At 58.4% G+C, this 22,884-nt stretch carries 22 protein-coding genes; 1 reads left to right on the forward strand and 21 read right to left on the reverse strand.

All coding sequences use genetic code 11. The features are described 5' to 3' along the window. Window positions 1–23 precede the first annotated feature (23 nt). From frsA to ABD847_RS11640, 3 genes are all read right to left on the reverse strand, one after another. A complete protein-coding gene (gene frsA, locus ABD847_RS11630) occupies window positions 24–1,292 on the reverse strand; it encodes an esterase FrsA (protein ID WP_345013158.1) in 1,269 nt (422 codons plus the stop codon). Between the two features lie 87 nt (window positions 1,293–1,379). Then, window positions 1,380–1,850 (reverse strand): xanthine phosphoribosyltransferase, encoded by a 471-nt coding sequence (gene gpt / locus ABD847_RS11635; protein ID WP_345013160.1) that lies wholly within the window; start codon window positions 1,848–1,850, stop codon window positions 1,380–1,382. Between the two features lie 389 nt (window positions 1,851–2,239). Next, on the reverse strand, window positions 2,240–3,538 hold the full coding sequence (locus ABD847_RS11640; protein ID WP_345013162.1) for an NCS2 family permease: 1,299 nt from the start codon (window positions 3,536–3,538) through the stop codon (window positions 2,240–2,242). Window positions 3,539–4,142: 604 nt separating this feature from the next. Between ABD847_RS11640 and ABD847_RS11645 the strand changes: the two genes are divergently transcribed. Then, window positions 4,143–5,600, forward strand: a complete 1,458-nt coding sequence (locus tag ABD847_RS11645; RefSeq protein ID WP_345013164.1) for an aminoacyl-histidine dipeptidase — start codon at window positions 4,143–4,145, stop codon at window positions 5,598–5,600. A gap of 15 nt (window positions 5,601–5,615) precedes the next feature. Here ABD847_RS11645 and dinB read toward each other — a convergent pair whose 3' ends face one another. From dinB to ABD847_RS11735, 18 genes are all read right to left on the reverse strand, one after another. Next, on the reverse strand, window positions 5,616–6,668 hold the full coding sequence (gene dinB, locus ABD847_RS11650; RefSeq protein ID WP_345013166.1) for a DNA polymerase IV: 1,053 nt from the start codon (window positions 6,666–6,668) through the stop codon (window positions 5,616–5,618). Window positions 6,669–6,727: 59 nt separating this feature from the next. Then, window positions 6,728–7,816, reverse strand: a complete 1,089-nt coding sequence (locus ABD847_RS11655; protein WP_345013168.1) for a protein-glutamate methylesterase/protein-glutamine glutaminase — start codon at window positions 7,814–7,816, stop codon at window positions 6,728–6,730. Beyond that, window positions 7,813–8,301 (reverse strand): chemotaxis protein CheD, encoded by a 489-nt coding sequence (locus ABD847_RS11660; protein WP_345013170.1) that lies wholly within the window; start codon window positions 8,299–8,301, stop codon window positions 7,813–7,815. The genes ABD847_RS11655 and ABD847_RS11660 overlap by 4 nt, the downstream gene beginning before the upstream one ends. After that, window positions 8,298–9,104: a CheR family methyltransferase gene (locus ABD847_RS11665; protein ID WP_345013172.1), complete on the reverse strand. Its 807-nt coding sequence runs from the start codon at window positions 9,102–9,104 to the stop codon at window positions 8,298–8,300. Before ABD847_RS11665 ends, ABD847_RS11660 begins: the two co-directional genes overlap by 4 nt. Window positions 9,105–9,107: 3 nt before the next feature. Further along, window positions 9,108–9,638, reverse strand: coding sequence for a chemotaxis protein CheW (locus tag ABD847_RS11670; protein ID WP_345013174.1), 531 nt, complete (start codon window positions 9,636–9,638; stop codon window positions 9,108–9,110). Window positions 9,639–9,646: 8 nt separating this feature from the next. Continuing rightward, a complete protein-coding gene (locus tag ABD847_RS11675; protein WP_345013176.1) occupies window positions 9,647–11,284 on the reverse strand; it encodes a methyl-accepting chemotaxis protein in 1,638 nt (545 codons plus the stop codon). A 21-nt stretch (window positions 11,285–11,305) separates the two neighbouring features. Further along, complete coding sequence (locus ABD847_RS11680) at window positions 11,306–13,468, reverse strand: chemotaxis protein CheA (protein WP_345013178.1); 2,163 nt, start codon at window positions 13,466–13,468, stop codon at window positions 11,306–11,308. 10 nt (window positions 13,469–13,478) lie between these two features. Beyond that, window positions 13,479–13,784 (reverse strand): STAS domain-containing protein, encoded by a 306-nt coding sequence (locus ABD847_RS11685; protein ID WP_345013180.1) that lies wholly within the window; start codon window positions 13,782–13,784, stop codon window positions 13,479–13,481. 8 nt (window positions 13,785–13,792) lie between these two features. Next, entirely contained in the window at window positions 13,793–14,158 is a 366-nt protein-coding gene (locus tag ABD847_RS11690; RefSeq protein ID WP_345013182.1) for a response regulator, read from the reverse strand. Window positions 14,159–14,170: 12 nt separating this feature from the next. Continuing rightward, entirely contained in the window at window positions 14,171–15,280 is a 1,110-nt protein-coding gene (locus ABD847_RS11695; RefSeq protein ID WP_345013184.1) for a methyl-accepting chemotaxis protein, read from the reverse strand. Between the two features lie 224 nt (window positions 15,281–15,504). Beyond that, the gene (nqrM, locus tag ABD847_RS11700) at window positions 15,505–15,717 is read right to left on the reverse strand and encodes a (Na+)-NQR maturation NqrM (protein ID WP_345013186.1); all 213 of its coding nucleotides are present in this window, start codon (window positions 15,715–15,717) and stop codon (window positions 15,505–15,507) included. Window positions 15,718–15,719: 2 nt separating this feature from the next. Continuing rightward, window positions 15,720–16,757 (reverse strand): FAD:protein FMN transferase, encoded by a 1,038-nt coding sequence (locus ABD847_RS11705; RefSeq protein WP_345013188.1) that lies wholly within the window; start codon window positions 16,755–16,757, stop codon window positions 15,720–15,722. A 4-nt stretch (window positions 16,758–16,761) separates the two neighbouring features. Beyond that, window positions 16,762–17,988 carry an NADH:ubiquinone reductase (Na(+)-transporting) subunit F gene (gene nqrF / locus ABD847_RS11710; RefSeq protein ID WP_345013190.1) on the reverse strand — a complete coding sequence of 409 codons (1,227 nt, stop codon included), beginning with the start codon at window positions 17,986–17,988 and terminating at the stop codon, window positions 16,762–16,764. Between the two features lie 23 nt (window positions 17,989–18,011). Next, a complete protein-coding gene (nqrE, locus tag ABD847_RS11715) occupies window positions 18,012–18,608 on the reverse strand; it encodes an NADH:ubiquinone reductase (Na(+)-transporting) subunit E (protein ID WP_345013191.1) in 597 nt (198 codons plus the stop codon). A gap of 3 nt (window positions 18,609–18,611) precedes the next feature. Beyond that, a complete protein-coding gene (locus ABD847_RS11720; RefSeq protein ID WP_345013193.1) occupies window positions 18,612–19,244 on the reverse strand; it encodes an NADH:ubiquinone reductase (Na(+)-transporting) subunit D in 633 nt (210 codons plus the stop codon). Next, a complete protein-coding gene (locus ABD847_RS11725; protein WP_345013195.1) occupies window positions 19,237–20,013 on the reverse strand; it encodes a Na(+)-translocating NADH-quinone reductase subunit C in 777 nt (258 codons plus the stop codon). Before ABD847_RS11725 ends, ABD847_RS11720 begins: the two co-directional genes overlap by 8 nt. Then, the gene (locus ABD847_RS11730; RefSeq protein WP_345013197.1) at window positions 20,000–21,244 is read right to left on the reverse strand and encodes an NADH:ubiquinone reductase (Na(+)-transporting) subunit B; all 1,245 of its coding nucleotides are present in this window, start codon (window positions 21,242–21,244) and stop codon (window positions 20,000–20,002) included. The genes ABD847_RS11725 and ABD847_RS11730 overlap by 14 nt, the downstream gene beginning before the upstream one ends. 2 nt (window positions 21,245–21,246) lie before the next feature. Further along, window positions 21,247–22,590, reverse strand: a complete 1,344-nt coding sequence (locus tag ABD847_RS11735; protein ID WP_345013199.1) for a Na(+)-translocating NADH-quinone reductase subunit A — start codon at window positions 22,588–22,590, stop codon at window positions 21,247–21,249. Window positions 22,591–22,884 lie beyond the last annotated feature (294 nt).

The raw sequence follows: 22,884 nt of genomic DNA on the forward strand, positions 1-22,884 counted from the left end.
CAATTCCGTGGCCAGTGTACCCGTCAAAGATGGAAGTGAAGTTTCAGCCAGTCACAAGTTTCACTCAAGGCCTTCTCAAACACCTCCTTCATCGGCAGTTTGTCCATCACCACCGCCTTGCCGTAATGGCTGGAGGAGGCCAGGGTACGGATATCCGACTCGGGGCAGATGAAGTCCTGCTTATGGCCGATGCTGAGAATAGGCACCCGGGTGCGGGTCACCCCCACCAGTCCCTGGCGCTTGAGGGAGAATACCTGACACTGGGTCTGCAGATTCGCCCAGTTGGCCGCATCCTCCCCCAGCCGATTGGCCAGGCTGGCCCGCATCATGGGGGGGGAACGGTTGAACAGCGCCGGATCCATGAAGTACTGGTTGAGGCCGGGCCCGATACACACCGCCAACTTGAGGTGCGCCGGCTCCAGGTAGGCCAGGCGGGCCGCAATATTGCCCGCCAGACGAAAGCCCACCATGCCGATGCGCTGGCTATCCACCCAGGGCAGATCCTTGATGTGATGCAGCACCGCCTGGTGCAGACGGCTGGAGTCCTGCACCAGGGGCCAATGGCTGGCATAGCCGATGCCGGGCATGTCCAGCGACAACATGCCGATGCCCAAGGGCTTCAGGTACTCCTTGAAGAAGCGGTAGAAGTCCATCTGTAGGCTGTCGATGCTGCCACTGACCATGACGATGGGCACTGGCCTGTCCTCCACCGGCAGGTGCAGGTAACCCAGGATCTCCTTGCCGCGAAACGGCACCTTGATGAGTTTGAGCGGCACCTTGAGCAGACGCCCCGCCTCCCGATAGGCCTGATTGGCCAGCAACTGAGCCTGCTCGGCCAATTCATCCCCCTTGAGATGGGGATAGCTGGCGATGGAGTAGTAGCGTGTGGCCTTGAGATAGGCCTCGCGGGCCGCGCGACGCTCGCCGACCCGCTCGAGCTCCTTGCCCAGCTTCTGGTACTGGCCGGCGGTCTGACTCCATTCGTATATCCAGTTGCCCGGCAGATAACCCTGCACCGTATCCAGCAGCTGATCATGGGTGCGCTTGGCATCCGAGTTGGCGATGCGCGCCAATATCTCCTCTATCTCGATGGGCTCGGCGCCCTGCCAAATCCAGAAGGCTCGCCGCAGCAGCCGGTACCAGGCGCTGGAACAGAGGCCCTCGATGAGCACCTGCTCCCCCGGACTGACACACAGCGGTTCGGCCGAGTTGGAAATCATGGAGGTTTCCTGGATCTTGCGCTGATGGCTGAACAGCTTCTCGCTGAGGTTAAGGATTTCAGGCTCGGACATGGCTAACGGCGGAATGCTAAGGAAGGGATTTCTTATGATGGGCAGATTGCGGCAAAAAGAAAAGGCTCCTCGAGGGAGCCTTTGTCATCATTCGGCGCCTTCGTCACACAGTGGCGCCACGAAGGAGAGGGCCATGTCCCAGGGTTGTTCGATCCAGGTGTCCTGCGGAATGGACACCTCGAAATCATCCACCAGGGCCTCGCCCTTGGGCTTGGCGAAGATGGTGATGAACTTGCCCTTGGGATAAAGCTCGCGGATCACCTTGGCGGTGTTGCCGCTGTCCACCAGATCGTCGACGATGAGGAAACCTTCCCCGTCACCCTCTACCTTCTTGAGCACATGCAGATCGCGCTGGTTGTCGTGGTCATAGCTGGAGATGCAGATGGTATCGACAAAGCGAATCCCCAACTCCCGGGCCATCAGGGCAGCAGGCACCAGGCCACCGCGACTAACGGCGATGATCCCCTTCCACTGCTCGGCCGGCATTTGACGACGAGCCAGACGACGGGCCTCGCGTTGCAGGTTGTCCCAGGATACGTAGAATTTTTTGTTGCCCATGATGAACTCAACCATTTTCAAATTAATCATATGCTTGCCGTGCCATTACCTGCCACGGACAAACCGTCTTACCACAGGTTCCCCCCGCTGAACTTATAGCAAAAGCCGGACCAGTCAGTAGTCGCTGGTCGCAAAGTTCTCGGGGGCGGGAGAAGAGAACATAGTGCAGGCCAAACCGCGAAGGACACGAGGAGGCATACGCTAAAGGCCGGCGATTTTACCGTCATTACCGGCAAAAGGCGATGCGATTGTCGGCAAATTCGCCAAATCATCTGTCATACCCACCAATAGATCGCAGGTTGGCAGTGAACAAACGGGGCGGCATCCCGGATACCGCCCCGTCAGGCCGCCTTGCGGCGGGCAAAGGTCCACCCTAGGTGGCCCCTGGATCAATGCACGCTAAAGAACACTATGTGCGCCAGGAACAGCGCCGCCAGCACCCAGACGCTGACACTCACCTCTTTGGCGCGACCGCTCAGCAGCTTGATGGCGGCATAGCTGACAAAGCCCAATTCGATGCCGTGGGCGATGGAGAAGGAGAGCGGCATCATCAGGGCCACCACGGCCACGGGGGCCGCTTCGGTCAGATCGCCCCACTTCACCTTGGCCAGGGAGGACATCATCAGGATGGCCACGTAGAACAGGGCTCCTGCGGTAGCGTAGGCCGGGACCATGCCCGCCAGCGGCGCGAAGAACAGCGCCAGCAGGAACAACACCCCAACGGTAATGGCGGTCATACCGGTACGGCCACCGGCAGCCACGCCGGAGGCGCTCTCGATGTAACTGGTAGTAGAAGAAGTCCCCAGGGCCGCACCGGCCACGGTGGACAGCGCATCAGACACCAGCGCCTTGCCCAGACGGGGCAGACGGCCTTGGCTATCCAGCATGCCGGCCTTGTCGGCCACGGCGATCAGGGTGCCAGAGGTATCAAACAGGATGACGAACAAGAAGGCGAAGATGACAGAGATCATGCCGACATTCATGGCGCCCATGATATCCATCTTCAGCAGGGTCGGGGCTATGCTGGGCGGAGCGGAAACCAGGCCATGATACTGCACATCGCCCAGCGCCAGACCGATCAGAGTCACCGCCAGGATGGCGTACAGCACGGCACCCTTGATGTTGCGGTGGGCCATGGCAATGATCAGGATGAAACCCAGCACGGCCAGGGCCGGCTGCAGCGCCGTCATATCACCCAGACCCACCAGGGTAGCCGGATTGTCTACCACGATGCCGGCATTCTTCAGGGCGATCAGGCCCAGGAACAGACCGATACCGGCCCCGATCCCCAGACGCAAGGCCTCAGGAATGGAGTTGACGATCCACTCCCGCACCTTGAACAGGCTCAATGCCAGGAAGGCGACCCCGGACAGGAACACGGCCCCCAGGGCCACTTCCCAGCTGTAGCCCAAGCCCTTCACCACGGTGAAGGTGAAGAAGGCATTGAGACCCATCCCTGGGGCCTGAGCCACCGGATAGTTGGCATACAACCCCATGATGAAGCAACCGAAGGCCGCCGCCAGACAGGTGGCCACAAACACGGCGCCCTGATCCATGCCGGTCATGGACAGTATGCTGGGGTTAACAAAGATGATGTAGGCCATGGTCAGGAAGGTGGTGATCCCTGCCAGTATCTCGGTGCGAACAGTGGTGTTGTGTTCGCTGAGCTTGAACAGTTTTTCTAACATGGGTTCTCGGTTCCTTGGAGAGTTAATTTTCCCTTCTCCGCTCGACCCTCCTGCTCTAATCCCGAGGGACAAGACGGATGCCGCTGCCCGAATGCCAGCCAAAGGCCGTTGATCCGGTGAGTTAGCCAGAAAACAAAACAAGCCCCCAAAAAGTGGCGGCCGATTCGGAGAGGAGCGCTAAAATTTCGCGCAATTATAGAGAGGCACCTTGGCATTTACTAGCCTGAACGGCAGGTAGAAAACGTTATCATGCGGTAAAAAAACGATCGCTTTGCCACTTTCCCATTCATTGGGCAAATTTGACTCCTTTGTCAGAAATGGGGCCCATCGGCGGGGCGACATGGCCGCAAAAATCCAGGTGTCAAACGAGATTAGACTCCGTTAAGCCCCTCCCTGTTCGAGCATCAGCACAGCCATCTTAATTTATGAGTTGAAACTGCAGTTATCACTGCAAATAGGATTTCATGCTTTTTTTCATGACTGAAATATCCAAATAACGCAGCGGATTCTGGCGTTGGTGTTCAAGGGCTGACACCCAGAATCCTTCTCGCTATGATGCAGCCAGATCACCACTTTGCCGACTGTGCCAGCCTAAGGAGCCAGCGTGACCAGCCTTACCCAACTTCAACCCAATGGCCTGTGGCGTTTTTTCGCCCAGTTCTGCGCCATTCCTCACCCTTCCAAGCACGAAGCGGCCCTCAGCCAGTGGATCCAGACCTGGGCCCGCGAGCAGGGTTTGCCGGTGGTGGTGGATCAGGTTGGCAACCTTATCATCAAGAAGCCGGCCACCCCGGGCATGGAAGATCGCAAGGGCGTGATACTGCAGGCCCACATCGACATGGTGCCCCAGGCCAACGCCGATACACAGCACGACTTCACCAAGGACCCCATTGATGCATATGTGGACGGCGAATGGGTTCGTGCCAGAGGGACGACCCTAGGGGCGGATAACGGCATCGGCGCCGCCGCCTGCCTGGCGGTGCTGGCGGATCGCCATATCAAGCATGGGCCCATTGAGGTGCTGCTGACGATAGATGAAGAGGCCGGCATGACGGGCGCCAAGGGACTGCAGCCCGGTCTGTTGGAAGGCGAGATATTGCTGAACACAGACTCCGAACAGGACGGCGAGGTCTACATGGGCTGTGCCGGCGGGGTCGATGCCTTGTTGCGCTTTGCCTACGCCGCCGAGCCGGTGCCCGCGGAACATCAGGCCTGGGAGATCAAGCTCAGCGGTTTGCGAGGCGGCCACTCCGGCGTCAACATCCACCAGGGGCGCGGCAATGCCAACAAGCTGCTGGCTCGTCTGTTGGAGAGCCTGAGTCACGAACTGCCGTTGCGTCTGGCCGAACTCAGTGGCGGCACCTTACGCAATGCCATTCCGCGGGAAGCACGTGCCCTGCTGCTGTTGCCCAGCCAACACGCGGATGCCCTGGCAGCGGCCCTGACCCGGTTAAGTGCGCCGCTCAAGACGGAACTGGCCGCCATCGACAGCAAGCTGGGATTCAGCCTGACTCAAGCTCCCCTGCCAAGCCGTTGCCTAAACCAGGCGGCTCAGCAACGACTGCTGGATGCCTTGCTGGCCTGCCCCAACGGCGTCATCCGTATGAGCGATGCGATTGCCGGTGTGGTGGAAACCTCCACCAACTTGGGCGTCATCAGCACCCAGGACGATGCCATTCAGGTGCAGTGCCTGATCCGCTCGCTGAACGAGACCGGTCGCCAGCACGTGGAGCAGATGACCCAGGCGGTGGCCAATCTGGCGGGTGCCGAGTGCCAGTTCAGCGGTCATTACCCCGGCTGGACGCCGGATCCCGCCTCGCCCATCATGCGGCTGCTGCGCGAGACCCATAAGGAGTTGTTCACCTCCGACCCCAAGATCATGGTGATCCACGCCGGCCTTGAATGCGGTCTGTTCCAGCCGGCCTACCCCCACTGGGATATGGTCTCCTTCGGCCCCACCATTCAGGGTGCCCACTCGCCGGACGAGCGGGTGCATATTCCGGCGGTACACCGTTTCTGGCAGCTGCTCATCCGTCTACTGGAACAGATCCCCAGCCGCTGACGCCCAGGCCTATGGCTAGAAGGGCAGGTCGAGCTGACGCTCGGCTTGCCCCTCCGGCAGCCCCACACTCACACCAACCAACCTGACGCCCCGTCCTGCGCCACGCAACCAGGCCTCTTCCAGTAAACGGACAAACAGCGCCGGTTCCCATCCTTGTACGCTGCGTTCCACCGTGGTCTGCTGGAAATCGGCAAACTTAAGCTTCACCCCCTGTCGGCAAATACGCTCCGGGCAGCAATGTCGTTGCAACCGGCCGTGCAATTCCTGCAACAGTTCCGTTAAACAGGCCTGGGCGGCCGCCTCCTCCATCAGATCCGATGGGTAGGTATGCTCCACCCCCACCGACTTGCGCACGCGATCGATTTCCACCGGCCGGTCATCCACCCCTTGAGCCCGCTGCCAGAGCATCTGACCAGTACGGCCAAACTGTTGCAGCAAGCGTGACTTGGGCCAGGCCAGCACATCTTTGCCCTGATACAGGCCCACCGCCGCCAAGCGTTCGGCACTCTTTTGACCTATGCCGGGGATCTTGACCAGAGGCAGTTGCGCGGCAAAGGCCGAGGCCTCCGCCGGCGAGATCACAAACAGGCCATCGGGCTTGTTCTGCTCGGAGGCAATCTTGGCGAGAAACTTATTGGGCGCCACGCCGGCCGATGCCGTGAGGTGCAGTTCCTGGGCTATATCGCGCCGTATCGCCTCGGCGATGCGAGTGGCACTGCCACCACACAGCGGCGACGCGCTGACATCCAGATAGGCTTCATCCAACGAAAGGGGCTCGACGAGGTGGCTATAGCGGGCAAAGATATCTTGTAATTGGCGGGAGACCTGCTTGTAGAGCGCCATACGACCGGGCAACACCCGCAGGCCAGGACAGAGGCGAAGTGCATGGGCCGTGGCCATGGCGGAACGCACCCCAAAGCGGCGCGCCACATAGTTGCAGGTCGCAATCACGCCCCGCCGGTCAGCCGCGCCACCGATGGCCAGCGGCACCGTCCGCAAACTGGGATCCTCCCGCATCTCCACCGCGGCGAAAAAACAATCCATGTCGATATGGATAATCTTGCGCATGACAAATACTGTATGTGAATACAGTATCCATGCTAGCGCAAAATGGACGGCATCACCAGCTAACCAACGCGGCTTCGCCCAGTTCGAGAAAAAGCGAGGATCTGCTCCGGCATGGCATCCAACGGGTGGACTTCCTCCACCGCCTGCAGGCGGATAGCCTCCTTGGGCATGCCAAACACCACGCAACTGGCTTCATCCTGAGCCAATGTTTTACTGCCCGCCTCACGCATGGCCAGCAACCCTCGCGCACCATCATCCCCCATCCCGGTCATGATGATCCCCAGGGCATTGGGACCCGCCGCCTTGGCGACCGAGCGAAATAGCACATCCACTGAGGGCTTGTGCCGGTTGACGGGGGGCGCATCCTGGATTTCCAGACAGTAGTGGGCGCCGGTTCGACATACTTGGGTCTGCAAGCCGCCGGGGGCAATCAGCGCCAGCCCCTCCATGACCCTGTCACCGTGTCGCGCCTCCCGCACCATGATCTGACAATGGGCGTTCAAACGCTCGGCAAACGCCGCAGTAAACTTCTCCGGCATATGCTGCACAATCACCAGCGCAGGGGCATCGGCAGGCAGCCGGGTCAGGATCTGCTCCAGCGCCAGGGTGCCTCCGGTTGAGGTTCCTATTGCCACCAGTCGATCCGTGGTGTGCAGCAAGGCGGGAGCCTGAGTGGCACGCCCAGTGACCGATGGACCCGGTACCGCCGTCGGGCAGGTGACCAGGGAGGAGCGCTTCGCCGCGACCCGCGCACAGCGGGCCTCACGTATGGCGCTCACCAATTGACTGGCGATGCTTTCGAGATGTTGACGAACCCCCAACTTGGCCTTGGCAAAGACGGCCACCGCCCCGGCGGACAAGGCTTCCATGGTCAAGCCGGCCCCCTGTTCGGTCAATGAGGAGCAAATCACCACAGGCGTGGGGTGGGAGGACATTAACTGCCGCAAGAAGGTCAAGCCGTCCATGCGTGGCATCTCCATGTCCAACACAATCACATCGGGCCACGCCTGTTGCATCTTGGGCAAGGCGGCCACAGGATCCACAGCGGCACCGGCCAACACCATGTCTGGCTGCTGACCAATCACCTCCGCCATAAACTGGCGCACCAGGGCAGAATCATCCACCACAAACACCCGGGTTTTGTTCATCGCCAGCTCTCCTGGGTCAGACGGGGCTCAGTCACGCCCAGCAGTTGTACCTCGTAATGACCGCGGGTACCATCCACTGCCAGCTTGCGATACTGATCGCCACCACAATCTTGTTGCAACAGCGGCAAGCCCAGGTTCGCCAACGCCTCGCGCATCCATTGGATATTGCGATAACCGACGCTGCGGCTAAAACCACCACTGTCATAGAGCCGTGAGCTGCCACCAAATAGCGACAGGTGAAACTCATCTGGAAAGACGCCGACCTTGCGCAGATCATTGAGCCAGCGCGCCAGCATCACATCACCATAGCGGGTATCGTTAGACCCCTCCGCAGGCGCACAAGGCAGCACCACATGGCTGACCAGTGTCAGTTGCCGCTCCGGATGCCAGGCCACCAAGGCAATGCAAGATCCTAAGAGCGTCACGACCCGCTGCTGCGGCAGGCCGAAAAAATAACCACCCGGTACCAAAAAAAGCGCGGTCATGCCTGCCTCCGGTAGACAGAGGGACCACACGGCACCAGCGGCAAGTCTAGCCCCTGCAATGTTTCCGAATGCCCAACAAACAACAGCCCCTTGGTGCTGAGATGCGGCAATATCCCCTGCACTATTTTCTGCTTACCCTGCGCATCAAAATAGATGAGCATGTTACGCAGAAAAATCACCTCAAACTGGCCCCAATCCCGCGGCAACGACTCATTGAGATTGAGACAGCGAAAGGTCGCTCGTCGGCGTAAGGCCGGGCAGATCTGCAGGTAGCCCTCCATCTCTCCCACCCCCTTGAGGCAATAGCGTTTCTTCCAGGGCACCGGGATCCCTTCGGCCCGACTCAAGGGATAAACGGCAGACTCGGCGGTCTGCAGGGCATGACGACACAAATCTGACCCGAAAAGTTGCCAACTGGACTGTGGCAAAACGTCGCTGAGCAACATGGCCAGAGAATAGACCTCTTCACCCGAGGAACAGGCTGCACTCCAGAAACGCGACGGCACTGTGCCCTGCTGCAACAGCCACTGGCGCAGAAACTGGAAGTGTCCCTCCTCCCGGAAGAAATAGGTTTCATTGGTGGTCAACAGATCCACTGCCAGGCGCCGCTCCTCTTCACTGGCCGGCGCCAGCAGTATGCCGACATAGTCCGCGAAGCTGGCACAGGCTAAGGTGCGCACCCGTTTCATCAGGCGCCCGGCCACCAGCTGACGCTTGTGATCGGCCATGGTGATACCGGAGACCCGGCGCATCAGCTCCCGGATCTGCCGGAACTCCGTCTCCTCCAGTACCGGAAACTCCATGATCTAGCCCCCAAGCGTCAGCTCAGCCGGCAGGGTCTCCGGGGTCAGCCGTTCCAGATCCAGCAGCTTGTCCACTCGCAACAAGATGAGAAATCCGTCTTCACGCCGGGCCATCCCCTCAATGAAGTCGCTGCGGATTGCGGTACCAAAGCTCGGTGGCGGCTCCACCTGGGCCGGATCTATGTCCAGCACCTCGTCCACCGCATCCACCACCAGCCCCACCAACGCCAGTTCTCCCTCATTGGGCAGCTCCAGGATGATGATGCAGGTGCGCCGGCTAATCTGTGTCAAGGCCCCCCCAAATCGGGCGGCCAAATCCACTACTGGGACCACATTACCTCTGAGGTTGATCACCCCACGCACGTAATCGGGCATCATGGGCACCTCAGTGAGATGCCCATATTCGATAATCTCACGCACTCGGCTGATAGGCAGGGCCAGTGCCACCCTCATGCAGCGAAACGACAGATGCTGTCCGGCCGGACCCCCAACCCCATTTAACAACAGCGTGGTTTGCTCGGTTAACTCAGCCATGCTGCCTCCTAGAACTGTACAAAACGACCATCACCAGCATCGGCATTCATGGCGATACCAGCGGGAGATGAGGCCTTGACACCCGTCGTCTGCCGCACCTTGCGCGGGACGCCGGCGTCGCCTTCACCCACCTTGAAGAAGCCAATCAGCTCCAACAACTGACCCGCCTGGGCGTTCATCTCCTCTGCGGTTGCCGCCAACTCTTCGGAAGAGGATGCACTTTGCTGGGTAATCTGATTCAGCTGATCCATGGCCACATTGATCTGGGCCACGCCGGTACTTTGCTCTTGCGAGGCGGCGGTAATTTCCTGCACCAGATCCGAGGTGCGCTGAATATCCGGTACCAGTTGCTCAAACAGGCGACCGGCCTGCTCCGCCAAGGAGACGCTGTTGCTGGCGACTTCGCCAATCTCCTGCGCCGCCACCTGGCTGCGTTCAGCCAGCTTACGCACTTCAGCCGCGACCACCGCAAACCCCTTGCCATGATCACCGGCTCGGGCAGCCTCTATGGCTGCATTGAGCGCCAGCAGATTGGTCTGATAGGCGATGTCATCTATGATGCTGATCTTATCGGCGATCTGCTTCATGGCATCGACTGTGCTCTTGACCGCCTCCCCGCCACGCAAGGCATCGGTGGCAGCCTTCGTGGAGATGCCGTTGGTCACCTTGGCACTTTCGGTATTCTGTGCGATAGAGGCCGACATCTGTTCCATGGAGGCCGAGGTTTCTTCCACGCTGGCTGCCTGCTCACTGGCTCCCTGGCTCAACGCTTGGGAGGTAGCACTCACCTGCTCGGCCGCACTGGAGAGGGCATCAGCCGCCCCACGAACCTCGCGCATGGTCAGCCCCAGTTTTTGCACCATCTCCTTGAGGGAGTACAACAAAGAACTCTGATTGCGCTCATCCAGCTCTATGGTGAGCCCCAGCTCGCCATCCGCCACCTTGCGCGTGATGGCCACGGCGTAATCCGGCTCACCACCCAGCTGACGGACGATCCGGTTGGCGATGAACAAGCCCATTCCCAGCCCCAGCAAGACCCCCAGCAGTATGGCACCCAGCATTAACCAGGTACTTCTGTCGTACAAAGCCTGCGCCTGGGATGCCCGCAGGGCAGCTTGCTGAACCTTCTGATTGGCAATCTGTTCCACCTGCTTCATCACAGCCGAGACCACGGGGGCATAAGGACCATCCAAGTACGTAATGGATGGCAGTGAATCCTTGAGCGGTTCGGCATAGCTCATGGCCATCACCTTCTCCAGCCCTTCCTTGTAAGGGGCCCAGAGTTTGTCAAACTCGGTGAACAGGGCTTGTCCTTCTTCGGAGGTGAAATACTGCCTGGCCTTGGCCAGATCCTGTTCCAGGGCAGCCGCTGACTGACGCACATCCTGAGCCCGCTTATCCCGATCAACCTCACTATCGGCCAGCATCATGGCTCTAAGCGAGCGGCCGATGGCCATAAATTCGCTGGTGGCCTGCCCTGCCAACTCCAGCCCCAGCAGATCTTTTTCGTAGATGACATTAGTCATCCCATTGATCTGCCTCATATTTACATAACCGACCGCCCCCACCACAGCCGCCACCACCGACATCAGTACAAAGGCCATGATCAATCGGGTCTTTAATTTCATCTGGTTGAAGAAATTCATCTTGTTCTCCCGTGTCTCTTCTTATGAATCCAAGTGACGCTGTGTGTTGACCTGCCCCAAGCCATGCATGCGCTGCAGCATGCCCGGTATGTCCAGAATCAGCGCCACCTGGCCTGAGCCCAGAATGCTTGAACCACTGATATCCTTGAGCTGCGAAAACAGGGATCCCAATGGCTTGATGACGATCTGTTGCTCACCCAGCAGTTGGTCGACGATCAGACCCAATTGTTGCTTGCCGTGCCGCACCACGACGATATTTTCTCGCTTGCTCTGTAACCCATCGATGGCGAAATGTTGACGCAAATGCACCAGGGGCAATGGCCGGCCACGCAGCTCACGATAGTCATAGCAGGCCTTGTTCTGGCTGCCGTCGGCCTCGAGGCATTCGGTGACCATCTCCAGAGGGATGACCAGTGGCGTATCCCCAACGCTCACCAGGAAACCATCTATGATGGCCAGGGTGAGCGGCAACCGGATCCGGACGCAACACCCCTCACCCAATTGAGAGTCCAGTTCTATGCTGCCTCGCAATGCCTCCACATTGCGTCTCACCACATCCATGCCCACCCCCCGGCCAGACAGATTGCTCACCTGTTCGGCGGTGGAAAAGCCAGCCTCGAAAATCAGCTGGTATACATCGCTATCGCTCAATGAGGTCTCGGCGCTGATCAGGCCTTTTTGGATGGCTTTTTGCCGGATTTTTGCCGGATCCAAACCTCGACCGTCGTCTCGCACTTCAATCACTATGCTGCCGGACTCGTGGTAGGCGTTCAGTCCTATGATGCCCTGGCTGGGTTTGCCGGCCTGACGCCGCTCTTCCGGTGACTCAATGCCATGATCCACCGCATTGCGTACCAAATGGGTCAGCGGCTCACTGATACGTTCCACCACAGATTTATCCAGCTCGGTCTCGGCCCCCTCTATCTTCAAGCTCAGCTGTTTCCCCAGATCCTGGCTGGCATCTCTCACCAGACGTTGGAAACGCACAAAGGTTTCCCCTATCTCCACCATCCGCAGACGCAAGGCCGACTCGCGAATCTGCTCCACATGCCGATTGATGGCAGACACGGCCGATAACAGCTCGCTGTCCGCCTTGCGCTTGGCCAGCATCTCGCCACCGGCGGCGGAAATCACCAGCTCGCCCACCAGATTGATGAGCTCATCCATTTTGTGGGCCGACACCTTGATATAGGCACTTTCCGCCTGACGCTTGTCACGGATCTGACCCTGTTTAGTCAGCGCCTGCTCAACCGCCGAAGGCGGTACCATCTTCTGCTGCACCAAGAGCTCACCCAGCCTCATATCCGGTTGCTGCTGCGCCTGCAAAGCCAGCCCCTCGGCCAGCTCCTTGGTCGTCAATAGGCCACACTGGATCAGGATCTCCCCCAGCAAGGCGTTCTCTTCAGGCAGATCCAGGATCAGATTGAGATAGTCCTGTACCCGACTATCCGGCGGTAAAATGCGGATCTGTGACAGCTCGGCAATAAATTCAAATACGGCTTCAATTTCGGTCTTGCTGGCAGGACTCACCAACTCCAGCTCCATGCCCAGATAGCAACGTTCGGCATCAAACTCCTGCCAGTTCGGCAAGTTGGCATGTATCAGGTGCAAATGGCTGATCTGACCTAGCTTGCCCAGGTAGCGCAGAAAGGAGGCCGGTTCAAAGCCAAACTGAAACAACTCGGGGGAAAACCTCAGGGAGATATGCCAGCTGGCCGGAGTCTCATCGTGTGGCTCCCGCTCAACCTGAGCGGTGGACTCACAGGCAACGGGAAAGGTTGGCGGATCGTCCATCAATGACTGCAGCCGAGCGTATTGTGCCGGATTGTCGGCCAGCAGATCCGCCGGTGCCTCACCGGCCGCCAGACGGGCCACCTCGGCTCGCAGCACATCCAGCCCGGCCAACAAGGCAGATATTTGCTCCTGCTCCAGTTGGCTACCCTCGTCACGCACTCGCATGATCAGGCTCTCTTGCTGGTGGGTGAACGCAACAAACGCATCCAGCGCAAACAGCCCGGCCGACCCTTTCAATGTGTGGATAGCGCGAAACAAACCATTGAGGATCTCTGGATCCGTCGCCCCCTGATCCAGTTCGAGCAACGCCGCCTCCGCCTGTTGGATCAGATCGCGCGCTTCCTCAAGAAAGTCGGCCAACAAGGTGGCCCATTGTTCCTGACTGAACATCCCTGCCCCCTTAATGATGTGACAGCACTATGTCGTCGCCGAAATAGGGCACCAGCTGATAAAGATCAAACAGCTCAATCACCGCAGTGGAGTGATTGATCAGTACCAGGGCATCGCCGAGCCATTGCCGTAGCGCCATCAGCAACTGCACACCGGCCGTATCCACCTCCTCCACAGCGGCAAGATCCACCGTCAGCGTCCTCAAGGGAGGCTGTTGCAGGTTTATCAAAGCCTGTAACTGTCCTACCTCGTAGATGGTAAGGGCCCCCATCAGCTGCAGTGTGCTCTGCTCTGGATTAAACGCGATATCCAGCATACGCCCTCCTACATCACCAATTTTTGCACCGCAGCCAGCAGTTGAACCGGCTGAAACGGCTTGACGATCCAGGCTCGCGCACCCGCGGCCTGCCCCTCCTGCTTCTTGGCTTCCTGGCTCTCCGTGGTCAGCATGACCACCGGGGTGAATTTGTGCTCTGGCTTGCTCTTGAGGGTTCGCAGAAAGGTGATACCGTCCATGATCGGCATGTTCACGTCACTGATGATGAGATTGACCCGCTGACCACTGAGCTTGTTAAGGGCATCCTGGCCATCACAGGCATCGATGACGCCATAGCCCTCTGAAACCAGGGTCGCCTTCACCAGTTGTCGAATGGAGAGAGAATCATCGACGATCAGAATGGTCTTGCTCATTGTTTTTCTCCCTTAGAAGAAGGTCACATCGGTACTGACACTGCTGCCGACCTGAGCCCGCCCCTGGTGCTCTTCATCCGTGGTAAAGCGCTGGCGAAACCGCTGTTCCCAGGCCTGACTACCAGGCTCGCTGGTTTCCCAACTGGCCAGATCCTGTTGTAGTTGGCCGATGTCCGACTCCACATGTTCCAGGATCTGACACACCCTATCTTGGAACTGCAGCTTCACCATGATCTGGCTAATTGCCTCTTCGCTGGCCAAAGAGAGTCCACGCAAACGCAACCCGGCATCATGCAATTGGTCCACTTCATGACCGAGACGCGCCGTCACCTCGCTGGCGGTGCTGTCCAGAAGACGCAAGTTTTGCTCATCCGTCCGGGCCAGATTGTCACTGGCGGTGATGGTGGCTTCGATGGCCCTGGTCAGCCCTTCCACCTTGAGATCTATCTCGCGGCCAGTTTCGCCCGAGGCGCCAGACAAGTGCCTTACCTCATCCGCCACCACGGCAAACCCTCGGCCGGCTTCACCGGCGCGAGCCGCCTCAATGGCGGCATTTAAGGCCAGCAGGTTGGTCTGGCTGGCTAGTTTTTGAACCGCGGCCGCCATGGCCTTCAATTCGTGAAGTTGGGCCCCCAACGCCGATACTGTCTCCTGCAGCTGCTGCTTATAAATCCGAGCGTCATGGAACGAGGCAATGACCTCCGCCAACTGTGCACGGGTCTGTAGCAGTGCCTGGGTAATGGAGTGAGCATCATCCTGCTCACTGAACAAGGCGGCACTGGTTCGGTTTTCTTCGCGCAGACGCCCCATCAATAGCTCAAACGGGGTCAGCAATTCTTCTATGTTGCGCTGAACCAGCTCCCCCACCACCTTAAGTTGCTGCTCCCAGGCGGCAAACAGTGGCAGTAGTTGACGACGTGCCACGACCCAGGGCTGTTCTTCTGATACATCCAGCACGTCATCCTCTAGAGCCTCTTCCGGCTCAGTTTGACGCGGCAAGCGATATATCTGATACAGCTGAAGTATTAGGGCTCCGACTACCAGTGTCTGGCCCATCCACAGTGGAGCCCACCACAACAGTGGACAAGCCAACGCCAGCAAGGACAGCACTAGATAGGTCATGACGCAGAACCTCCAGATAAAAAGAAGAGCTTTGGGCGTACTAGAGGAAGCTTAGGAGAGCCATACCGGCCCGATAGCGTAACCAAGGGGAAGTGTGACCCGGGTCACCCAACTTGAAGTAATGCATAAAATCGATATATTTCATGCAATTAGCCCTGTCACATTTGACAGTTGCAATAAAAAAGAGGCATCGGATGATGCCTCTTTTTCAATTTTTCATGAGGTTACAGAATGCGGTTTTCGTCTCGCAGCGCCTGTTGAGCCATTTTTTTCTTACGCTTTTCACAGGGTTCAGGACAATCACACACCTTCTCTATGCCCACTCCGGCGAGGCCACCACAAGAACCGCTAATGGTGCGCCGCTTGACGATATAGCCAATGGCCATGACAGCGAACATCAGCAAGAAACCCAATAACGTGATCAGAAAATAGCCCATCGTCAGCGCTCCAGGTAGGAAGCAAAGGCCTCAGAATAGTCCTCTTTGAAACCATCTGCCGTCTTGGTGATCATGAAGATGGCCAGATGATGCTGCTTGGCAAAAGCCAAGCCTTTCTCGGTTCCCATCACCATCAAGCCCGTCGCCAAGCCATCGGCCGTCATGCACTCAGGGGCCACTACGGTGACAGAGACCAGCTTGTGATTGATGGGCTTGCCACTGACCGGATCTATGGTGTGGGAGAGACGCTGACCGTCCAGTTCGTAGTAATTACGGTAATCCCCGGAGGTGGCGATGCCCATGTCACCTACCTTGATCACCTCCTGTACCGAGCCCAAGTCTGCGGTCGGCTTCTCAATAGCCACCCGCCAATCCTGTCCCTGACCGTTATGTCCCTTGACCCTCAGCTCGCCGCCGATTTCCACCAGGTAGTTACGACTGCCCAAAGATTCGATGTATTGGGCCACCTCATCCACACCATACCCTTTGGCGATAGATGACAGATCCAAGTAGAGACCCGGGATGTCTTTGCGCAGGGTGTCGGCATCGGCATTGATCTCCACATGCAGGTTTCCCAGCCCGGTACGCTTGCGCACCTCCGCCAGCTGCGCCTCATCTGGTATCTTGGTGGGTCTATGATCCGGACCAAACCCCCACAGGTTCACCAAAGGTCCCACTGTGATATCCAGGGCACCGCCACTGAGACGACCTATGTGCAGCGCCTCGGTAACCACTTTGGCCACCTCTGGCTCGACGGCAAAGGGTGTCAACTCTTGCGACTGATTGAAGCGAGACAGAGTCGATTCAGGACGATAGGTAGACATCAGATCGTTGACCCGCTCCAGCCGCTTATCCACCTCGGCCTGAAAGGTCTTGGCATCTGGCACCACGCCATCGGCCACCTTGATGGAGTAGTAAGTCCCCATGGTGTTGCCGGTAATGTGCAACTCCTGGGTCACGGCATCAGACTGACCGTTGCAGCCCGTCAATAAAAAAGCCAGCCCACAGAGGGCCAGCATTTTAGTTACAACTGATTTCATGGCATCAACCACCGAAGTCATCCAACAGGATATTTTCGTCCTCAACCCCGAGATCCTTGAGCATCTTGATCACGGCCGCGTTCATCACCGGCGGGCCACACATGTAGAACTCACAGTCTTCCGGTGCGGCATGATCGCGCAAGTAGTGCTCGTAGAGCACATTGTGAATGAAGCCGGTATGGCCGGTCCAGTTATCCTCGGGCAGCGGATCGCTCAGTGCCACATGCCAGGTAAAGTTGGGACACTCGGCCGCCAAACGATCGAAGTCCTCCACATAGAACATCTCGCGCTTGGAGCGCGCCCCGTACCAGAAGCTGATCTTGCGCTGGCTGGCCAGCCGCTTGAGCTGGTCGAAGATGTGGGAACGCATGGGCGCCATACCGGCACCCCCACCGATAAACACCATTTCAGATTCGGTCTGCTTGGCGAAGAACTCACCGAACGGCCCCGAGATGGTGACCTTGTCGCCGGGTTTCAGCGACCAGATATAAGAGGACATCTGGCCCGGCGGTACCGTCATGTTGTTCAACGGTGGCGTGGCAATCCGCACGTTCAACATGATGAGGCCCTTCTCATCGGGATAGTTGGCCATGGAGTAGGCGCGAATGATGTGCTCATTGACCTTGGATTCCAGATCGAACAGCTTGAAGCGCTCCCAGTCACCGCGATACTGCTGAGGCACATCGTAATCGGCATACCGCACATGATGCGGCTCCGCCTCTATCTGAATGTAACCACCGGCCCGGAAGGGCACCGCCTCGCCTTCGGGGATCGCCAGCTTGAGCTCCTTGATGAAGGTGGCCACGTTATCGTTGGAGATAACGGTACATTCCCACTTCTTGACGCCGAAGATCTCTTCCGGCAGCTCAATCTGCATATCCTGGCGCACCGTGACCTGGCAGGCCAGCCGCTCCCCCTCCCGAGCCTCGCGCTTGGTCAGATGGTTAAGCTCGGTGGGCAGCACCTCGCCACCACCGGACAGCACCTTGCAGCGGCATTGGCCACAGGAGCCACCGCCACCGCAGGCAGAGGAGACAAAGATGCCGTTTGACGCTAAAGCACCCAGCAGTTTGCCGCCTGCCGGCGTGTGGATCGCCTTGTCGTCCTCGCCGTTGATGCCGATGGTGACATCGCCAGCCGCCACCAGCTTGGACTTGGCCATCAGGATCAGCGCCACCAGCACCAGCACGATGACGGTGAACATCACCACCCCAAGAATCATCTCTTGCATTGTGAAATCCTCTTACCGCATCGTTACAGGGAGATACCCGAGAAGGACATGAAGCCCAAGGCCATGAGCCCAGCGGTGATAAAGGTGATCCCCAATCCCCGCAGGCCTGCCGGCACGTCTGAATACTTCATCTTCTCCCGGATCCCCGCCAGCAGCACTATGGCCAGACACCAGCTAAATCCCGATCCAAAGCCATAGACTACGGACTCGGCGAAGTCGTACTCCCGCTGCACCATGAAAGAGACGCCACCAAAGATGGCGCAGTTCACCGTGATAAGGGGCAAGAAAATACCCAGGGCGTTGTAGAGGGCCGGCACGTACTTGTCGAGGAACATCTCCAGGATCTGTACCAGCGCGGCGATCACACCGATATAGGTAATAAAGCCCAGGAAGGAGAGATCCATGCCTTGCAACAGGGCATTCTCCTTAAGCACATGGACATAGATCAAGTTGTTGGCCGGCACCGCAATCACCTGGACCACGGTCACCGCTATCCCCAGCCCCATGGCCGTCTTGACCTTCTTGGAAACCGCCAGGAAGGTACACATACCCAGGAAGAAGGCGAGGGCCAGGTTTTCGATAAAGATGGATTTAACCAGCAGGCTCAGATAATGCTCCATGGCTTACTCCTTGGGCTCTTGCTGTTCAGGCTTCAAGGTACGCAGCACCCAGATAAACAAGCCGATGAGGAAAAAAGCACTGGGAGGCATCAGCAGCATGCCGTTGGGGATGTACCAACCACCATTGTTAACTGTGGTCATCAACGGAATCCCGAACCAGCTGCCAGACCCGAAAATCTCTCGCACCGTCCCCAGCAGCAGCAGGATGAAACCATACCCTAGGCCATTGCCGATACCGTCTAGGAAGGAGATAAACGGCGGACTCTTCATGGCGAAGGCCTCGGCCCGCCCCATCACGATACAGTTGGTGATGATGAGGCCGACAAACACGGACAACTGCTTGGACAACTCGTAGGAGAAGGCCCGCAGCAACTGATCCACCACTATCACCAGGGAAGCGATGATGGCCATCTGGGCGATGATCCGCACACTATTGGGGATGTGATTGCGGATCATGGAGATAAACAGGTTGGAGAAGGCGGTTACCGCTGTCACCGCCAGGGCCATCACAAAGGCCGTCTCCATCTTGCTGGTCACCGCAAGAGCGGAACAGATACCCAGCACCTGCAGGGCAATGGGATTGTTGCCCAATACCGGGCCGAACAACACCTTCTTAACGGTCAGTTTCTCAGCCATGACTCAATACTCCTTTACGCAGTTCGCTGAGGAAGGGGCCATAGCCCTTCGGGCCCATCCAGAAGGAGATGGTGTGTTGTACCCCCTTGCTGGTGAGAGTGGCGCCTGACAGGCCATCCACCTTGAAGTGTTCGCTCGCCTCGGCATGCCCCTTGATGACGGTCAGCGCCATCTGGCCATCCTCGTCATACAACTCTTTGCCCTTCCACAACGCCTGCCAGCGCGGATTTTCCACTTCACCACCGAGACCGGGCGTTTCACCATGGTCGTAATAGGTGATGCCCTGGACGGTATTACCATCTGTGGCGACCGCAATGAAGGCATACATGGTGGACCAGAGGCCCTGACCGTAGATGGGCAGGATCACGCTCTGCACCTGACCCTGTTCATCCCGGGACAGATACACGGGGGCCAACTTGGCTCGTCGACGGATACCGGCCACATCCTCTTCAGGCGTAAGCGCTATGCTGGTGGCCGGATCCTTGGCAGCACGACGCAGGTCGTAACTATCCGCATCCTCGGCCTCCACGAAGCGCCCTGTGTCCAAATCCACCAACCGGGCCTCGATATGTTGCTGATAGGTCTTGGCTACGCTGACGGTGGGCAGCCCTGCCACCGTCAGGATATTCACCTGACGATCCCGCGCCTTGGCCGCATCCTGCAAGGGACGCAAGCCCACCGCGGCCCCCGACACCAGGATGGAGCAGACCAGACACAGGCCACCGATGACGGTGAAGGTCTTGCCGATTGAGTCGTTATTTTGCGCCACGGGCAATCCTCCGCTTGATGTTGGCCTGCGCCACGAAGTAATCGAACAGGGGAGCGAACAGGTTGGCAAACAAGATGGCCAACATCATCCCCTCGGGGAAGGCCGGGTTAACCACCCGGATCAGCACCACCATGACGCCGATCAAGGCTCCATACCACCAACGCCCGGCATTGGTAAAGGAAGCGGACACAGGATCCGTGGCCATGAAGGCCATACCGAAGGCAAAGCCTCCCAGCACCAGATGCCAATACCAGGGCATGGCAAACATGGCGTTGGTGTCCGAGCCAATCAGATTGAACAGGGTAGACATCGCCACCATCCCCAGCATGACGCCGGCGATGATGCGCCAGGAGGCGATGCCCATGTAGACGATCATGGCCATCCCCAGCAATATCATCAGGGTTGAGCCCTCACCGATGGAGCCTGGCAGGTTCCCCAGGAAGGCATCCATCCAGCTGATGGCTTGCCCACTGGCGCCATTGATCAAGGCATGCTGACCACCGGCGGCCCACTGGCTCAGTGCCGTGGCGCCTGAGTAACCATCCACCGCCGTCCACACCGCATCACCTGAGATCTGTGCCGGATAGGCAAAGAACAGGAAGGCCCGTCCCGCCAACGCCGGGTTCATGAAGTTCTTGCCGGTACCGCCGAACACCTCCTTGGCCACCACGACGCCGAAGGTGATGCCCATGGCAGCCTGCCACAGGGGCAAGGTCGGCGGTACTATCATGGCAAACAGTATGGAGGTGACGAAGAAGCCTTCATTTACCTCATGCTTTCGCACGATGCAGAACAACACCTCCCAGAATCCACCCACCGCAAAGACGGTGATATAGATGGGGAGGAAGTAGAGGGCCCCCAACAGCATCTTGCTGTAGATCCCCGCATCGGCACTGAAAGTGCCGCCCAGCGCCTGGGTCAAGGCATAGCGCCAGTTGCCGTCAATGATGGCGACAAGCTGTTGGGCATCGTACTGATGGGCCAAAGCCAGCATGGCCTGGTTACCCACGTTGTACATGCCCCAGAACATTGCCGGAAAGACCGACAGCCACACCATGATCATGATGCGCTTGAGATCCACACTGTCCCGCACGTGCGGACTGGTGCGGGTCACAGTGCCCGGGGTATACATCAAGGTGGCAAAGGCTTCATAAAGCGGGAACCACTTGGCGAACTTACCTCCCGAGGTAAAGTTCGGCTCGATTTTTTCTAACCAGTGTTTGAGGCTCATCCTTACCCTTCCTGTTCAATCTTGGTCAGACAACGGCGCAACAAGGGGCCATATTCGGTTTTGCCCGGACAAACAAACGAACAGAGCGCCAGATCTTCTTCATCCAGCTCCAGACAACCCAACTGCTGGGCGCTGTCGGAATCGCCCACCACCAAGTCCCGCAACAACAGGGTTGGCAGTATGTCCAATGGCATCACCTTCTCATAATTGCCGATGGGCACCATGGCCCTATCACTTCCGTTGCTGGAGGTGTTGAAGGCAAAACGCTTGCCCTTGAACAGATGGCCCAGGAAGGAACGGGTAATGGAGAACTTGTCGCCGCCCGGCATGGCCCAGCCAAGCAACTCTTTGTCGCGCCCTTCACCCAGCACGGAGATCTGTAGGTGATAACGCCCCAGATAATCCAGATCTCCCTGACAAGGGGTTCCCGTCAGCACAGAACCTGACAGCACCCTGTGCTCATCGGCCCGCAACTGACCATCCAGCACCTCACTCACCTTGGCCCCCAGCACGGTGCGGATCAGACGCGGCTTAAGCACGTTGGGGCCGGCCAACGCCACCACCCGTTCGGCGTAGAGTTCGCCCTTGACGAACAGATGACCGATGGCGATGACATCCTGATAATTGATGGTCCAGACACTCTTGTGGGCGCTGACCGGCTCCAGGAAGTGAATATGGGTACCCGCCAAGCCCGCCGGGTGCGGCCCCACAAACACCGCCTCTTCCACGCGGTCCAGCTTGGCAAGGGGCAGGCTCTCCTCCCCCTTGCAGATGTACACCTTGCCGGCCGTCAAGCGACTCAGCACCGCCAAGCCGTCCAGAAACGCCGCCGGCTGCTGGTTGATCACCACGGCGGGATTGGCGCTCAGAGGTTGGGTATCAATGGCGGTGACAAAGATGGCGGCCGGCTCGGCCTGCACTGCGGGGATCTTGCTAAAAGGGCGGGTACGCAGGGCGGTCCACAGACCGGAAACCTGCAACTGCTCCCGCACCATGTCACCGTCCAGACCTGCGAGTCTGTCACTGGCATGACGGGGAAACGTCAGGGCGGGAACCGACTCATCCACCTTGATCACCACGGAGCGCAGCACGCGGCGCTCACCGCGGTTGATGGCCGCCACCACGCCGGAAGCCGGAGCCGTGAAGCGCACACCGGGATTCTTCTTGTCTTCGAACAGCAACTGGCCCTTGTTGACCACATCACCGACCTTCACCGCCATGGTGGGCCGCATTCCCAGGTACTCTTCCCCCAGAAGCGCCACCTCGGAAACGGCCGGGCCATCGTAGATTACTTGCTCAGGAGCTCCCGTGATGGGGAGATCGAGTCCTTTCTTTATCGTAATCATAGTCATCAGCACTAGTAGTTAAGGTGATCAGACGTGGTGCTTACGGGAAGCACCCCTATAGGACATTTCGGCGAACTTGTGGGAAGCTAGACTAAAAAAGCACCGCAAATCATCGACATGCCGCAATACACGCATTGTTCAATCCTACCATCATTCCACGAACGCCTCCCAAGCCGGAGCTGGGTTTTGCCCTCGCCATCACAAAAAAACTAAGCCTATTTCCATACCAAGAAGATTGCCATCTGGCTGCAAGCCTCTCAGTGGCGGCATCAAGGCTCGCCATCGCGTAAAACC

The organism is Pseudaeromonas paramecii, assembly GCF_039540575.1.
Taxonomy (GTDB): Bacteria; Pseudomonadota; Gammaproteobacteria; order Enterobacterales; family Aeromonadaceae; genus Pseudaeromonas; species Pseudaeromonas paramecii.

Bases quoted from the DNA above. Each gene is read 5' to 3' on its own strand.
- nqrF (WP_345013190.1), bottom strand. From the start codon at position 17,988: ATGCAAGAGATGATTCTTGGGGTGGTGATGTTCACCGTCATCGTGCTG.
- ABD847_RS11680 (WP_345013178.1), bottom strand. From the start codon at position 13,468: ATGTTCAGTCAGGAACAATGGGCCACCTTGTTGGCCGACTTTCTTGAG.
- ABD847_RS11655 (WP_345013168.1), bottom strand. From the start codon at position 7,816: ATGAACAAAACCCGGGTGTTTGTGGTGGATGATTCTGCCCTGGTGCGC.
- ABD847_RS11660 (WP_345013170.1), bottom strand. From the start codon at position 8,301: ATGACCGCGCTTTTTTTGGTACCGGGTGGTTATTTTTTCGGCCTGCCG.
- nqrM (WP_345013186.1), bottom strand. From the start codon at position 15,717: ATGGGCTATTTTCTGATCACGTTATTGGGTTTCTTGCTGATGTTCGCT.
- dinB (WP_345013166.1), bottom strand. From the start codon at position 6,668: ATGCGCAAGATTATCCATATCGACATGGATTGTTTTTTCGCCGCGGTG.
- ABD847_RS11685 (WP_345013180.1), bottom strand. From the start codon at position 13,784: ATGCTGGATATCGCGTTTAATCCAGAGCAGAGCACACTGCAGCTGATG.
- ABD847_RS11690 (WP_345013182.1), bottom strand. From the start codon at position 14,158: ATGAGCAAGACCATTCTGATCGTCGATGATTCTCTCTCCATTCGACAA.
- nqrE (WP_345013191.1), bottom strand. From the start codon at position 18,608: ATGGAGCATTATCTGAGCCTGCTGGTTAAATCCATCTTTATCGAAAAC.
- frsA (WP_345013158.1), bottom strand. From the start codon at position 1,292: ATGTCCGAGCCTGAAATCCTTAACCTCAGCGAGAAGCTGTTCAGCCAT.
- ABD847_RS11720 (WP_345013193.1), bottom strand. From the start codon at position 19,244: ATGGCTGAGAAACTGACCGTTAAGAAGGTGTTGTTCGGCCCGGTATTG.
- ABD847_RS11665 (WP_345013172.1), bottom strand. From the start codon at position 9,104: ATGGAGTTTCCGGTACTGGAGGAGACGGAGTTCCGGCAGATCCGGGAG.
- ABD847_RS11670 (WP_345013174.1), bottom strand. From the start codon at position 9,638: ATGGCTGAGTTAACCGAGCAAACCACGCTGTTGTTAAATGGGGTTGGG.
- ABD847_RS11695 (WP_345013184.1), bottom strand. From the start codon at position 15,280: ATGACCTATCTAGTGCTGTCCTTGCTGGCGTTGGCTTGTCCACTGTTG.
- ABD847_RS11730 (WP_345013197.1), bottom strand. From the start codon at position 21,244: ATGAGCCTCAAACACTGGTTAGAAAAAATCGAGCCGAACTTTACCTCG.
- ABD847_RS11705 (WP_345013188.1), bottom strand. From the start codon at position 16,757: ATGAAATCAGTTGTAACTAAAATGCTGGCCCTCTGTGGGCTGGCTTTT.
- ABD847_RS11675 (WP_345013176.1), bottom strand. From the start codon at position 11,284: ATGAATTTCTTCAACCAGATGAAATTAAAGACCCGATTGATCATGGCC.
- ABD847_RS11735 (WP_345013199.1), bottom strand. From the start codon at position 22,590: ATGATTACGATAAAGAAAGGACTCGATCTCCCCATCACGGGAGCTCCT.
- gpt (WP_345013160.1), bottom strand. From the start codon at position 1,850: ATGGGCAACAAAAAATTCTACGTATCCTGGGACAACCTGCAACGCGAG.
- ABD847_RS11640 (WP_345013162.1), bottom strand. From the start codon at position 3,538: ATGTTAGAAAAACTGTTCAAGCTCAGCGAACACAACACCACTGTTCGC.